Annotated in this window: 15 protein-coding genes; 8 read left to right on the forward strand and 7 right to left on the reverse strand. The window is 64.8% G+C overall.

From position 1 onward, the window contains the following. Nucleotides 1–11: 11 nt before the first annotated feature. Nucleotides 12–695, reverse strand: coding sequence for a CerR family C-terminal domain-containing protein (locus tag FJ434_RS19330; RefSeq protein ID WP_140750049.1), 684 nt, complete (start codon nt 693–695; stop codon nt 12–14). A gap of 90 nt (nt 696–785) precedes the next feature. Between FJ434_RS19330 and FJ434_RS19335 the strand changes: the two genes are divergently transcribed. Further along, on the forward strand, nt 786–1259 hold the full coding sequence (locus FJ434_RS19335; protein ID WP_140749851.1) for a CYTH domain-containing protein: 474 nt from the start codon (nt 786–788) through the stop codon (nt 1257–1259). Then, on the forward strand, nt 1256–2200 hold the full coding sequence (locus tag FJ434_RS19340) for a CHAD domain-containing protein (RefSeq protein ID WP_140749848.1): 945 nt from the start codon (nt 1256–1258) through the stop codon (nt 2198–2200). The genes FJ434_RS19335 and FJ434_RS19340 overlap by 4 nt, the downstream gene beginning before the upstream one ends. A gap of 30 nt (nt 2201–2230) precedes the next feature. Here FJ434_RS19340 and FJ434_RS19345 read toward each other — a convergent pair whose 3' ends face one another. Continuing rightward, entirely contained in the window at nt 2231–3034 is an 804-nt protein-coding gene (locus FJ434_RS19345) for a helix-turn-helix transcriptional regulator (RefSeq protein ID WP_140749845.1), read from the reverse strand. Between the two features lie 113 nt (nt 3035–3147). Here FJ434_RS19345 and FJ434_RS19350 point away from each other — a divergent pair, with 113 nt between their 5' ends. From FJ434_RS19350 to FJ434_RS19360, 3 genes are all read left to right on the forward strand, one after another. Continuing rightward, entirely contained in the window at nt 3148–4002 is an 855-nt protein-coding gene (locus tag FJ434_RS19350) for an ATP/GTP-binding protein (protein WP_140749842.1), read from the forward strand. Nucleotides 4003–4100: 98 nt separating this feature from the next. Next, nucleotides 4101–4481: a nuclear transport factor 2 family protein gene (locus FJ434_RS19355; RefSeq protein WP_140749839.1), complete on the forward strand. Its 381-nt coding sequence runs from the start codon at nt 4101–4103 to the stop codon at nt 4479–4481. Beyond that, nucleotides 4460–5086, forward strand: coding sequence for a DNA-3-methyladenine glycosylase (locus FJ434_RS19360; RefSeq protein WP_140749836.1), 627 nt, complete (start codon nt 4460–4462; stop codon nt 5084–5086). The genes FJ434_RS19355 and FJ434_RS19360 overlap by 22 nt, the downstream gene beginning before the upstream one ends. Here the strand turns inward: FJ434_RS19360 and FJ434_RS19365 are convergent. The 4 genes from FJ434_RS19365 to FJ434_RS19380 form a co-directional block, all read right to left on the reverse strand. Further along, nucleotides 5076–6818 (reverse strand): SulP family inorganic anion transporter, encoded by a 1743-nt coding sequence (locus FJ434_RS19365; protein WP_140507084.1) that lies wholly within the window; start codon nt 6816–6818, stop codon nt 5076–5078. The genes FJ434_RS19360 and FJ434_RS19365 overlap by 11 nt on opposite strands. 83 nt (nt 6819–6901) lie before the next feature. Further along, nucleotides 6902–7165 carry a helix-turn-helix transcriptional regulator gene (locus FJ434_RS19370; RefSeq protein WP_140715716.1) on the reverse strand — a complete coding sequence of 88 codons (264 nt, stop codon included), beginning with the start codon at nt 7163–7165 and terminating at the stop codon, nt 6902–6904. A 285-nt stretch (nt 7166–7450) separates the two neighbouring features. Further along, nucleotides 7451–8152, reverse strand: coding sequence for a phosphatase PAP2 family protein (locus FJ434_RS19375; protein WP_140749832.1), 702 nt, complete (start codon nt 8150–8152; stop codon nt 7451–7453). 8 nt (nt 8153–8160) lie between these two features. After that, nucleotides 8161–8502: a hypothetical protein gene (locus tag FJ434_RS19380; RefSeq protein ID WP_027146446.1), complete on the reverse strand. Its 342-nt coding sequence runs from the start codon at nt 8500–8502 to the stop codon at nt 8161–8163. A 168-nt stretch (nt 8503–8670) separates the two neighbouring features. Between FJ434_RS19380 and FJ434_RS19385 the strand changes: the two genes are divergently transcribed. Next, nucleotides 8671–10062 (forward strand): sensor histidine kinase, encoded by a 1392-nt coding sequence (locus FJ434_RS19385; protein WP_140715720.1) that lies wholly within the window; start codon nt 8671–8673, stop codon nt 10060–10062. Beyond that, nucleotides 10059–10721 (forward strand): response regulator transcription factor, encoded by a 663-nt coding sequence (locus FJ434_RS19390; RefSeq protein ID WP_140715722.1) that lies wholly within the window; start codon nt 10059–10061, stop codon nt 10719–10721. Before FJ434_RS19385 ends, FJ434_RS19390 begins: the two co-directional genes overlap by 4 nt. Before the next feature lie 219 nt (nt 10722–10940). Here the strand turns inward: FJ434_RS19390 and FJ434_RS19395 are convergent, their stop codons facing one another. Continuing rightward, nucleotides 10941–11432, reverse strand: coding sequence for a hypothetical protein (locus FJ434_RS19395; RefSeq protein WP_140749829.1), 492 nt, complete (start codon nt 11430–11432; stop codon nt 10941–10943). 278 nt (nt 11433–11710) lie between these two features. Here FJ434_RS19395 and FJ434_RS19400 point away from each other — a divergent pair, with 278 nt between their 5' ends. Next, complete coding sequence (locus FJ434_RS19400; RefSeq protein WP_140749826.1) at nt 11711–13714, forward strand: PhoX family phosphatase; 2004 nt, start codon at nt 11711–11713, stop codon at nt 13712–13714. Nucleotides 13715–13801 lie beyond the last annotated feature (87 nt).

Raw genomic sequence — 13801 nt, forward strand, 5'->3', positions numbered from 1 at the left:
TCTTGATCCCTTCATCCCTGCCTCTTTCGGGTGGCGAGTATGGCGCCGAGGTTGTCCGTGGTGACCGCCACCACCTTGGCGGCCTCGGCGGCACCGATTTCGTGCCAGCCCATGCGGCGCATCACCGCCTCGCGGCCGATGCGGAAATAGATGACCTGGCCGATCAACGTGAACACGGTGAGCCGGGTCCGTTCGCTCTCGGCCGGCTCGCCGGTGGCCTGCTCCCAGAGCAGACACAAACGACGATGCGCCGGATCGAAGACGCCTTCATAGATGCGGTCGAGCGCCGCCGTCGGATACGACAGCTCGCGCAACACGAACTGCACGATCTCTCCGGCCTGCGGACTGGCAACGACAAAGCCGACCATCCGTTCCAGGGCCGCGAAGAGCTGCGCGCGCGCCGCCTCCGGATCGCCAGCCGTCGCGGCCTGTTCATTGAGCGCCTGACCGGCGACGGCCTGAATGGTCTCGACGATAAAGTCGGCGGCAGCTGCGCGAAGACCTTCCTTGCCGCCGAAATGATAGGCGATCGAGCCGATATTGGCCCCCGCCTCGGCCGCGATCTCGCGCGTCGAGGTGCCGTCGAAGCCTTGCCGCCCGAACAGTTTCAGCGCCGCCCGGACGAGCGCGGAGCGCGTCAGCTCTGCCGGGGATGTCTCGCGGCGGGGCGTCTTGGCATCTGGCGATTTGATCATGTTGAAGATCTTAATCAATCGATTGATTAAAGTCAACTTCCGCGCGCTCCGTCTTGCCATCGCGCGCGGCAAACGCTTTAGTGCGCGGCCATGGGCAAGGAAGTCGAGCGTAAGTTCCTGGTCTCCAGCACAGCATGGCGGGATCTGGTGGAAGCGGATATTCGCATTCTCCAGTTCTATCTCGCCATGGCACCCGGACGAACCGTCCGCATCCGCATCAGCGACGGAGCCTCGGCCAAGCTGACGCTCAAATTCGGCAGCAGCGCGCGCGAGCGCGACGAGTTCGAATATCCGATCCCGCTCGCGGAGGCGGTGGAGATGCTGGACTTCGCCATCGGACGTGTCATCGAGAAGACACGTCACCATGTTAGACATCGCGGCTATCTCTATGAAGTCGATGTCTTTGGCGGTGCACTGGCGGGACTTGTGGTGGCCGAACTCGAGACTCCGGAAGACGTTCCGGATGAAATGCTGCCGGACTGGCTCGGCCATGAAGTCACCGGCGATCAGAAGTTCTACAACGCGTCGCTCGCCCTCGGAGGGATACCGGAGATCGCCGCATGAGCTTTCGCATAGACCCGCGCATGCCGCTGACCGGCGAGGTCAGACGCATCCTTGCCGAGGAGATCGGCAAGGCCCTGTTGCATCTGGATGCGGCACGCGCCCGGCCGGAACAGGGCCTGCATAAGTGCCGCAAGCGGCTGAAGAGCGCGCGTGCCTTGCTGCGCCTCGTTCGTTCCGGAGACGAAACATTCTGCGCGACCGAGAATCAGTGCTACCGCAACGTGGCAGCGCTGCTAGCCGGCCCGCGTGAGGCGACGGCGCTGATCGAGACCATCGACCGGCTGGCGGCGCGTTTCGCGAAGGAGAGCGCCGATGGCGGGCTCGATGCCGTGCGCGACAGGCTGATCGCGCGCCAGCATGATTTGCACGAAGGCGCCGGGCTGCAGGCGGCGATCGGCGCGGCGACCGCCGCGTGCGAAGACGGCATGAAGCGCATCGAAGCCCTTGCCTTGCCCGACCAGCCGGAACAGGCCGCAGACGTGCTCGCCGAGGGCGCCCGCGTCACCTTGCGCCGTGCCAGGAAGGCGCTCGACAAGGCTGGCGCCCACGGCAAGGCCGACGATTTCCACGACCTGCGCAAGGCGGCCAAGACGCATGGCATGCACCTGTCGCTGCTGGGCAGGCTGTGGCCGACCCCGATCAAGGCGCGGCGCAAGGCTGTCGATGAACTGGGCGAGCAGCTCGGCGAACTGCATGACGTGTTCGTCATGCGCGCGCTGCTCGAGGCGGACAGCGAGCCGCTTGGGCCGCCCGAGGACACGGAACTTATCGGCAAGCTGCTCAAGCGCTCGGAAAAGAGCCTGAGGAAGGCGTGCCTTGCCGACGCGGCCGAACTGTTCGGCGACAGCCCGAAGCGCTCGACGAAGAGGCTTGCCCGCAAGGCCCGCGACGATCTCGCCGGCGCCTCGCCCGCCGACGATCTGGCCGCCGCGGCCGGTTGACGGCGGAAGACCTCGCCGATCGCCATTGCGCTAAGCGGGTAGCGGCGGTCGCCTTTTTGCCTCGGACGCCTGATCCTTCACCCGCGCGCCGGCGTCGCGCGGGTGTGGGCCAATCGGCATGATCGCCTCGAACGGCGTCGCGCCAAAGGCAAACGTCCATTTGTAGCCGACCAGTCCGTCCTCGGGCGTGGTGTGCTGGTCGTGATGGGCCAGCAGTTTCGCGCGGTCGGCAAGCTCCTCCGCCTCGCGCCGCACCATCTCCGCCGTCTCCGGCCGCATCCGCCTGGAGAAGCTGACGAAGGTCGCCTCCCGCTCGAGATGGGTGATCGCCCAGCCGATGAAATTCTTGTTGGTCATCTCGAACAGCGGCCTGAGCGGCCCCTCGAAATTCCACTGGATGGGCGTTTCGACCAGCAATTTCGCCGACAGGCCACGACCGAGCGCGATCAGGCCGAGTTCCTCGAGGTCGCGCAGATAGAGGAACATCGAGGCCTCGCTCAGTCCCTGCGAGCGCATGACGCCTTGCGGCGTGAACTTTTCCGACAGCATGACGAAGACGAAGAGCAGCGCCGGCCGGCCGGCGAGCCTGCGCTCGATCTCCGGCGCGATGTGGTTGACCGGCCCCGGCCCCCGGTTCATCGAGCCGAGCACGTTTTCCAGCTCGACGCCGGCGGCGGCGCAGATCTCCACCAGCCGATCGAGCTTGCAGTTCTTCTCGTGGAAGATGCGCTTCACCGTCGGCTCGGAAACGCCCATCCGCTCGCCAAGCTCGCGATAGGTGACCCCCTTCGCCTTCAGTGTCCGTTTCAGCGCCTCGAAGATCGGGCCGTTCATGGCATGCACCTCATTCCGGCAGTTTCGTATCGATATTCGATACTAGGGCCAATCGCTCTTCCCGAAAAGTATCGAAAACCATAGGTCTCCGCCGTCATCACAGGAGACCGGACATGAAACGCCTCATCACCTCAGCCTTCATCGCCGCCATCGGCATCGCGGCTCCCGCCCAGGCCGGCGAGCTCTGGCGCGCAAGGGGCCTCGAGCAGCCGGAATCGGCGCTGTTCGACGCCGCCAATAACCGCATCATCGTTTCCAACATCGTCGGCAATCCGGGCGACGCCGACGGCAATGGTTATCTCAGCGTGCTGTCCCTCGACGGCGAGATCGTAACGCAACACTGGACCGACGGTATGGACGCGCCCAAGGGCATGGCGATATCGGGCGGCAAGCTCTATGTCGCCGACATCACCAAGGTCCGTGTCGTCGACCTCGCCAGCGGCAAGCTCATCGCAAGCATCGCCGTGCCGAAGGCGGTCTTCCTGAACGACATGACATCGGACCAGTCCGGCAAGGTCTATGTCACCGACATGCTGGCCGACACGATCTATCGCATCGATGGCGACAGGCCGGAGCTGTTCGTGAAGGATGCGTTGCTCGCTTCGCCCAACGGCGTCTTCGCCGATGGCACCAGGCTGATCGTCGCCTCATGGGGTAAGGGAATCAAGGCCGACTTCAGCACCGCCGAGCCGGGCGGGCTGCTGGCGGTCGACCTCGCCAGCAAGGCGGTGACGCCGTTGGCGGGCGCCCAAAGGTTCGCCGATCTCGACGGCGTCGTCGCCATTGGCGACACCATCTATGCCACCGCCTACATGGCCGGCACGCTCTACCGATACAGGACCGGCGGCACGCCGGAAGCGGTGGCGCGGTTCAAGCCCGGCAGCGCCGACATCGGTACCGACGGCAAGTCGATCCTCTATGTGCCGCTGATGAACGAGGGCGAAGTGGCGGCGCTGAAGCTCGACTGAGAGCCGGCGTCCCGACGCCGATCCGCGCGACCTTCGCTGACAGCCGTGGATGGACCGTGGTAGGACGGTCCACACGGCGATGGTCAAGGAGGTTTGCCATGGACGACCGGGAGATCAGAGCGGCCCTGGATCGCCACTGGGCCGCCTCCGACGCCAGCGACTTCGAGATGGAGCACCAGATCTACCGGGAGGATGCGGTGCTCCACTATCCGCAATCGGGCGAGCGCATAAATGGGCGGCGCAAGATCAAGTCATCGCGCGCCGCGCAGCCGAACCGCAAGCGCTTCACCGTGCGCCGCATCACCGGCACCGGTGACCTCTGGGTCACCGAATATGTCCTGACCTATGACGGCCGGCCATCCTATACCGTCAGCATCATGGAGTTCCTCGACGGCAAGGTGGCCCGCGAGACCCAGTATTTCGGCGATCCGTTCGAACCCGGACCTTCGCGCGCGCAATGGGTCGAGCGGATATCGTGAGCCACAGCGACGATCATCCGCCGCTCGCGCGAGAAGAACTGCCCGACGATACGGCCGCCCTCGCCCGCTATCTCATCGGCAAGCTGGTGGTGCGTGACTTGCCTGAAGGCAGGGTCAGCGGCCGCATCGTCGAGACCGAGGCCTATGTCGTCGGCGATGCCGCCGGGCATGGCTTTCGGGGAATGACGCCGCGCAACCGGTCGCTGTTTCTCGAGCGCGGGCACGCCTATGTCTATCTCGCCTATGGCATCTCGTTCATGCTGAACGTTTCGAGCGACACGCAAGGCACCGGGACCGGCGTGCTGATCCGGGCGCTGGAGCCGCTGGAAGGCATCGCAATCATGCGGCTGAACCGTGGCGTCGAGCGCCTGCGCGACCTGGCGCGCGGGCCGGGACGGCTGGCCGCGGCATTGCGGATCGATCGATCGATCGACGGGCTCGACCTTTGCCGGGAAGGCCCGCTATGGCTCGCTCGGGATGACACTGAAACCGGCGCGATCGGGCAGAGCATCAGGATCGGCATTTCGAAGGATGCCGAGCGCCTGCTGCGATTTTATCTCGTGGGAAGCCGGTTCGTCAGCGGCCCGGCATCGCTCAACCGGTGAGGGACGGCTGCTCCACCTCTTGTTTTCCCGCCAGCTGCGCCCGAGCGTCGCGGATCGAAGCGGCATAGGTCACCAGCGGCCGCTTGACGCCGTGGTTGATCAGCATGCGCCGTATCCGCGGCGAGGCGCCCGAAATGATGAAGCGCACGCCGGCGCGCCTCGCCTTGCGGGCCGCGCTTTCGATGACATTGGCCGCCGTCGAATCAAAAAGCGGCACGGCCGAACAGTCGAGGATGAAGTTGCGGCGCTGGTCGGCGATGCGGTCGAGCACGCTGCCGACGGTGGAGGCGGCGCCGAAGAAGAAGGCGCCCGAGATGCGGTAGACGACGGTGTCGGCGTCGGCGGCCTCGCTGGAATCATAGGCACGGGCGCCGTCGACGCTGTCGGCGACATCGTCCTGCGCCAGATCCGCCTCGACGGCGACGGACTTCGCCATGCGGTCGATGAACAGGATCGAGCCGAGCGCGAAGCCGACGACGATGCCTTCGGTCAGGTCGCGGAAGACGACGATCAGGAAGGTCGCCAGCAGCACCAGCGCATCGCCGCGCGATGCCCTGAGCAGCGTGGCGAACGCCTGTTTCTCGAACATGTTCCAGCAGACCACCGCCAGCACGCCGGCAAGGGCCGAGAGCGGGATGTAGCTGGCTAACGGCGCCGCCACCAGCATCAGCACCAGCAGGATGGCCGAATGGACGATGCCCGAAACCGGGCCGTGCGCGCCGGCCCGCACGTTGGTGGCGGTGCGGGCGATGGTGCCGGTGGCGCAGATGCCGCCGAACAGGGCGGACGCGATGTTGGCGAAGCCTTGCGCCACCAGCTCGCAATTCGAGCGGTGCCGCCGGCCAGTCATGCCGTCGGCGACAACGGCCGACAGCAGCGATTCGATGGCGCCGAGCAGCGCGAAGGCGATCGCGTCCGGCAAGACGTCGAGCATCCTGCCGAAGCTGACCGGTGGCAGGCCAGGCCATTGCAGGCTGCGCGGGATGCCGCCGTAGCGCGTGCCGATCGTCTCGGCCGGCAGCGCAAACAGCGCCACGACGAGCGAGGCTAGCCCGATGGCGATCAGCATGGAAGGCCATTTCGGCCGCCAGCGCTTCAGGAAAACGATGGTTGCGATGGTCAGCACCGCCACCAAGGTCGCGGCGGGGTTGATCGTGCCGGCCGCTTCGCCAAGCGCGATCAACTTGGGCACGAACGGTCCGGGTTCCCTGCCCGGCAGGGTCAGCCCGAACAGTTCGACGATCTGGCCGGAGAAGATGATGACGGCAATGCCGGCGGTGAAGCCGACGGTCACCGGATAGGGAATGAATTTGATGTAGGTGCCGAGGCGGAGGTACCCGATCGCAAGCAGGAAGAAGCCCGCCATCATCGTCGCCAGCAGCAGGCCGTCGACGCCGACGCGGGCGACCGTCGCCGCCACCAGCACGATGAAGGCGCCGGCCGGGCCGCCGATCTGGAAGCGGCTGCCGCCCAAGGCCGAGATAATGAAGCCGCCGACGATGGAGGTGTAGAGGCCGCGTTCCGGCGTCACCCCCGACGCGATCGCGATTGCCATCGACAGCGGCAGCGCGACGATGGCGACGGTCAGGCCGGACATGAAGTCGGCCTTGAATTGCGGCAGGTGATAGCCCTCGCGCCAGACTGTCGCCAGCTTCGGCGTGAACAATTCGGAAAATGTCGGCTTCACCGGCTGATGGGCCGGTTGATGCACTGCCTGACGCGCTTGATCCATGGGCTGCCTTCCGCACCTGCAAAGGCGGCGGGATCGTCGGCAGGACTGTCGGCGGTCGCCGTCGCGACTTATGCCGGCTCAGCCTAGGGATCCGGCGGCACGGCGGGCTTGAGGCGCACGCCCCTGCCGCCGCGCTCGCTGGGCTGGTTCTCGCCGATCAGTTCCACCCCGGCACCATCGAGAGCCTGGATGACCTTCATCAGCGTATCGACCACGCCCCTGACCACGCCGTCGCTCGCTTCCATGCGCTGGATGGTCGGAAGCGAGACGCCGGCGCGCTCGGCGAGCGTCTTCTGGTCGATGCCGGCCAACGCCCTTGCGGCACGCATTTGCGCGGCAGTGATCATCGGCCGGAACCCATATCTGAGTCTGCGGAGATAATGTGTAATACCATCATTGTGATGTTTCAAGCATCATTGTAAATGCGTTAGACATAATCGTTGTCGCCTGATTGCCCATTTTCTTCGATACTCCGCGAGGATTTCAAGCTAGGGTGGCGTGCATCCGGGACAGGGGTAGACGCAGTTGACCGTTTTCAAGACTTTGATGACATCGGCGTGCTTGCTGTCGATGGTTTTGGCGCTGGCGGGCTGTGGTGGGCACCTCATCAACAGATTGATCTGACAGCGAGGTCAGGTGTCGTCGCTCACGGCCTGGCGCCGTTGCAGAAGCCTCGCCACCAACCAGCATAGCATCGCCCAGGCGAAACCGGCGCACCAGCCCGCCAGCACGTCCGACGGCCAGTGGACGCCGAGATAGACGCGGCTGACGCCGACCAGCACCGTCGTGAGCACTGCCAAGAATAAGACGTAGACCTTGGTCGTCCGGCCCGGCAGGAAGCGCGCCGCGAGCGAACCGAGCGTGAGATAGGTCACCGCCGACAGCATGGCATGGCCGCTCGGGAAGGAAAGCGAGGTCTCGTTGACCAGATGCGAAACCAGTTCCGGGCGTGGCCGGTCGACGCCGACTTTCAGCAGGCTCGACAGCACTTGGCCGCCCGCTACCGCAACGAAGATGAGAAGCGCCGTCGCCGGGCGGCGGATCAACAGCAGATAGATGATCGTCGCCGTGGTGATCAGCACCAGCACGCTGGTACTGCCAAGGCTGGTGATGTCGCGCATCGCCCCTTCCAGCCATGGCGAGCCGATGGGAACGCCGGGCTGGCCCGGCTGGCGGAAGGCAAGCAGGATTTCGGTATCGAAGGCGTGCGGCGTGGTGGCCCGTGCCACCTCCATCAATTCCTCGAACGCCCACAGCCCACCGGCGATGACCAGGCCGGCCAGCAGCACCGGGAATTCGACCCGGTTGAGCATAGCTTTCGCAGCGTTCTTCATCGGCACCGTTACAACCGCCCTTGCAGATAGGGTCCAAGGGTGATCAGCGCCACGGCGGCGATCGCCAGCGCGATGCCGGCGGCCTGCAGCGCGTTGACGCGCTCGCCGAAGAACACCAGCGCCACGACGTTGACCGAGACCAGCTGGATCACCGCCGAGAGGCTGAAAGACACCGACATGCCGAACTCGCGGATCAGCCGCAGCATGATCAGATTGCCCAGCGAATAGAGCGCGAGCGTCAGCAGGATCTTGCCCAGGCTCGGTGCCAGGCCCCATTGCTTGGCGGCGGTCGCCGCCAGCAGGAAGATCACCGTCGAAAGGCCAAGCTGCAGCAGTCCCGAAAAACTCAACGTCCGTCCCCCTCGAAGCGGCTTTCGCCTGATGTCGCGGACCATGTTTCCGAAGCGCGTCGGGACGTCAAGCGACGTCGTCTCCAACGAAGGTCTTGGCAACGGCGAGACTGAAGCTCAATGTGCTGGAATCGCCCGGCATGTCGATAGAAGGGCGGTCAGGGGACCATGATTCGTATTCTTCAGAACTTAGCGCGGCGCTGGAGCGAGCTTTCCCTTGCCCTGCAATTCGTCGTTGCCGGCGGCTTTGGGCTTCTGGTCGTCATGCTGGTCGTAGGGACCTGGGTGACGACGCAGATCCGGGACGGCATCACTCGCAATTCGGCTGCCACGACGGCCCTTTATGTCGACAGCGTGATTGCGCCGCTACTGCCCGACCTGCGCAAGAGCGAGGAGCTTAGCGCATCTGTCAAACAGGCGCTCGACGAGACGCTCGGCCAGGGCGCTCTCGGCAAACGCCTGGCATCGTTCAGGCTCTGGCGTCGCGACGGCACGGTGCTCTACGCGAAGGACGCGGATTTGATCGGCCGCCGCTTCGACCTGAACAAAAATCTGCGTTCCGCCTTCCAGGGCAGTGTCGTTGCCCAGTTCGATACGTTCGACGAGAACGAAGAGAAGGAGCGGGCCGCGGGCGTGCCGTTGCTCGAGATCTACAATCCCGTGCGCGAACCCTGGTCCGGCGACGTGGTCGCCGTCACCGAATTCTACGAGATCGCCAGCGATTTCAAAGCCACCCTGGCTTCCGCCCTGCTGTCGAGCTGGCTGGTGGTGGCCGGCACCACCTTGACGGCATTCCTGCTTCTGTCGAGCATCGTCCTGCGCGCCAGCCGCACCATCGACGACCAGCGCGGGGCGCTGCGCCGCCAGGTGTCGGAGCTGCAAGGGCTGGTGACGCAGAACAGCGCCTTGCGGCAACGCGTGCAGCGGGCGTCCCGCCGCGCCACCGCACTCAACGAAAGATACCTGCGCCGGATCGGCGCCGACCTGCATGACGGCCCGGCCCAGCTCGTGGCCCTGGCGGCGCTGCGCATGGACAGTCCGGTGTTCACCGGCGACGGCCATGGCAGCGAAGGCCGCTCGACCGAGGTCGCCATGATCCGCAAGACGCTGGAGGACGCGATGCGCGAAATACGCGGCATCTGCACAGGCCTGGTGCTGCCGCAGATAGAAACGGCGGCGGCCGCGGACGTGTTGCGGCTGGCCGTCGAGGAACATGAGCACCGGACGGGCACGTCGGTGAGGCTCACCCTGCCCGGACATTTGCCCGAACCCGGCGCTTCTGAGAAGATCAGCATCTATCGCTTCGTGCAGGAGGGGCTGAACAATGCCTACCGCCACGGGCGAGGCAAGGATCAGGCGGTGCATGCAGGAATGAAAAACGGCAGGCTTTTCGTTGAGGTGTCGGATGGCGGGCCGGGCTTCGATCCGGCGCGGGCCGAGGGGTTGGGGCTGGCCGGCCTCAGGGAGCGCGTTGAAAGCATCGGCGGACAGTTCGAAACCCTGACCGGGCCGAAAGGCACAAAGCTGGTGATCCGTCTTTCAGTCGAGGAGCAAGCATAATGGACGCCATTCGCATCGCCATTGTCGACGACCATCCGCTGTTCCGCGAAGGCGTGACCCGCAGCCTGTCGGAGATCGGAGGCTTCGAGATAGCCGGAGAAGGTGCGACCGCGCAGGACGCGGAACGCATCGTCTCGACCATGCAGCCCGACATATTGCTGCTCGATATTTCGATGCCGGGCGGCGGCCTGGCCGCGGTTGCAAGCATCCTTGCCGACCATCCCGCCCAGAAGATCGTCCTATTGACCGTTTCAGAGGCCAATGGCGATGTCACCAAGGCCCTGAATGCTGGCGTGCGCGGCTATGTCCTCAAAGGCGTTGGGTCGCGCTCGCTTGCCGATATCCTGCGCAACGTGGCGGCCGGCGAAAGCTATCTTTCGCCGATGTTGTCGGCCCGGCTGCTTTCCGATGTGCAGTCCCTGCAGCCTGCCAACGGCGTGGCGGACCGGCTGCGGCAACTCACCGGCCGGCAGACCGAAATCCTGCGGCTGGTGGCGGAGGGACTGAGCAACAAGGAAGTTGCCTTGCGCCTGGAACTGCAGGAGAAGACCGTGAAGCACCACATGACGGGGGTGCTGTCGAAACTCAGCGTGCGAAACCGCACGGAAGCAGCCCTCATGATGCGCGAGTTTCGCGACCGCGAGACGGACCGCTCATAGAGCGGTTCGGCGTCTGCGTAATTCCGCCAGGAGAAAGCGCTGCGCTTTTCGCGGGAAAACCGTTTTTTCCTGGAATAAGCCCTCGGGGCATTTGGAACGCCACGCAAAGGAGGTCACCTCCGCCGGGGCCCGGCGGAGGTGACGTGTGAAACTGGTCGTTGCCTGTTGACCAGCTTCACAAGGCCGAAATTCATAAGGCCGAATTCACAGGGCCGAAATTCACAGCGCCTTGAGACGGCTGACATCGGCCGGTGTGGCCGGGCGGTCGATGATGGTGCGGCCGAGCGCATCCTTCATCCTGAAACGGCCGTTCTCGATGTTTTCCGTCATACCGTCCGGGTGCTGAACTGTAATCTTGTTGCCGTCCACGTCGACCTCGTCGCCGGTGGTGGCGTTGACATGGCTGCTCTTGTCGCTGCTCTTGTCGCGCTGGCCCTTGCCATTTCCGTTGTTCCCGCCGCCGCTATTCCCGTTACTGTTCCCGCTATTCCCACTATTCCCGCTGCCACCACCGTTGCCACCATTGCCGCCGTTGCCGCCGTTGCCGCCACCATTGCCACCGTCTCCGCCACCCTTGGCATGTGCGGTCGCGGCATCGATTCCAGGCACGAATCCATGGAAGGCAATTCCATAGGGAGCGACGGTCAGCGCCAGAAGCGCCGCCGATCTCAGAGCCAGGCGACAACAACGGGCCATAATCGATCCGTGCATACTGATCTCCGTCGATTGAGCCGGCGCGCTCACCCCAACGTTGCAGTGCAACCAACATCGCCGAAAGACGTGGTGACCGAAAGCAGCCTCCGACCGTTGCGTTTGTCCCCCAGGACCTTTGCAGGCGCAAGATTGGACTAAAGTCCCAAGGCCCCGGCGTGAAAACCGGTATCGTGAGGGAGCGGCAGCGCGCATACGATGTCACGAAAATGTGATCGGTCGACTGTAAGGCGGTCGAACAGGCAACAAAATCCAGCCAAATCCAGCCAGAGGCTCCCATGACCGAACATCGCTCCACTGATGCCCGATTCCGCACCAGCCTGCTCGAGGAAAACGAAGGCCCAGCCAACAATCCCAGCGAAAACCGCACGATGGGCGAGATTATCGCCGCGCGGTTCTCGCGCCGTGGCTTCCTCAAGGGCTCGCTTGCCGTCTCGGCGATCGCCGCCACCGTCAGCCCGCTGGCGATGATCGCCGCCGACGATGCTCGCGCCGCGGAAGGCTCGGCCTTCACATTCGACGAGCTGGAGGCCGGTATCGACGACAAGCACCATGTCGCGCCGGGCTACGACGCCGACGTGTTGTTGCGCTGGGGCGATCCGCTGTTTGCCGATTCGCCGGAATTCGACCCGACCAGGCAGTCGGCGCAAGCCCAGGCCAGGCAGTTCGGCTATAACAACGACTATGTCGGCTATGTCGCGATCGACGGCTCGGCGGAACACGGCCTGCTGGTCGTGAACCACGAATACACCAACCCGCATCTGATGTTCCCGGGCATCGTCAAGATCGTCGAGAAGGACGGCAAGAAGTCGGCCGAGGTGGCGCCGCTCTCGAAGGAGCAGGTCGATGTCGAGATGGCCGCCCATGGCGGCACCATCGTCGAGATCCGCAAGGACGGCGGCAAATGGCAGGTGGTGCGTGACGGCAAGCTCAACCGCCGCATCACCTCCAACACCGAGATGGCGCTGTCCGGCCCGGTCGCCGGCCATGACCGCGTCAAGACCAATGCCGATCCGTCCGGAACGAAAGTCTTCGGCACGATCAACAACTGCGCCGGCGGCGTCACGCCCTGGGGCACCTATGTTATGGCCGAGGAGAACATCCACGGCTATTTCTCCGGCGAGCTGCCGGAGGGCCACAAGGAAGCCGCCAACTACAAGCGCCTCGGCATACCGGAAGGCGCCTATGAATGGGGCGCGCATTATGACCGCTTCAACCTCGCCAAGGAGCCGAACGAGCCCAACCGCTTCGGCTGGATCGTCGAGGTCGATGTCAACGACCCGAATTCGGTACCGCGCAAGCGTACTGCCATGGGCCGTTTCAAGCATGAGGGTGCAGAATCGATCGTCGCCAAGGACGGCCGCGTCGTCTTCTATCTCGGCGACGACGAGCGCTTCGACTATGTCTACAAGTTCGTCACCAAGGGCACGTTCAACGCCGGCGACCGCGCGGCCAACAAGGACCTGCTCGACGACGGCACGCTGCATGTCGCCAAATTCGCCGAGGACGGCTCGGTCGAATGGATGCCGATCGTGTTCGGGCAGGGTCCGCTGACGGCGGAAAACGGTTTTGCCGGCCAGGCTGACGTGCTGATCGAGACGCGCCGCGCCGCCGACCTGCTTGGCGCCACCAAAATGGACCGGCCGGAAGACATCCAGCCCAATGCCGGCAACGGCAAGGTCTATGTCATGCTGACCAACAATTCCAAGCGCAAGGCCGATCAGGTCGACGCCGCCAACCCGCGCGCCGGGAATGCCTTCGGCCACATCATCGAGATCGTCGAGGACGGCGGCGATTTCGCCGCCACGAAGGGCAAGTGGGAAGTGCTGCTGAAATGCGGCGATCCGGCGGTGGCCGATGTCGGCGCCACCTTCTCCACCGCGACGACGGCCCATGGCTGGTTCGGCATGCCCGACAATTGCGCGATCGATTCGGCCGGGCGCCTGTGGGTCGCCACCGACGGCCAGGGCCCGAAGGCCACCGGCCGCACCGACGGCCTGTGGGCGGTGGACACGGAAGGATCGGCGCGGGCGACCTCGAAACTGTTCTTCCGGGTGCCGATCGGCGCCGAAATGTGCGGCCCGCTGTTCGCGCCGGACGACCAGACCGCTTTCGTCGCCGTCCAGCATCCGGGTGACGGCGGCGAGGACTGGGATGCGTTCGGCCGGCCCTCCTACTACGAGGACCCGTCGACCCGCTGGCCCGATTTCAAGCCGGACATGCCGGTGCGGCCGGCGGTCGTGGCGATCACCAAACAGGGCGGCGGCAAGATCGCCATCTGACGTCGGGCGAGACAAACGAGAGAGGCTCCGGGCATCCGAAGTCCCTCTTTTTGTGTGGCATTGTATTCAAGCCTCGGGAAAGATTGG

The organism is Mesorhizobium sp. B2-5-13 (genome assembly GCF_006440535.1).
GTDB classification, from domain to species: Bacteria; Pseudomonadota; Alphaproteobacteria; order Rhizobiales; family Rhizobiaceae; genus Mesorhizobium; species Mesorhizobium salmacidum.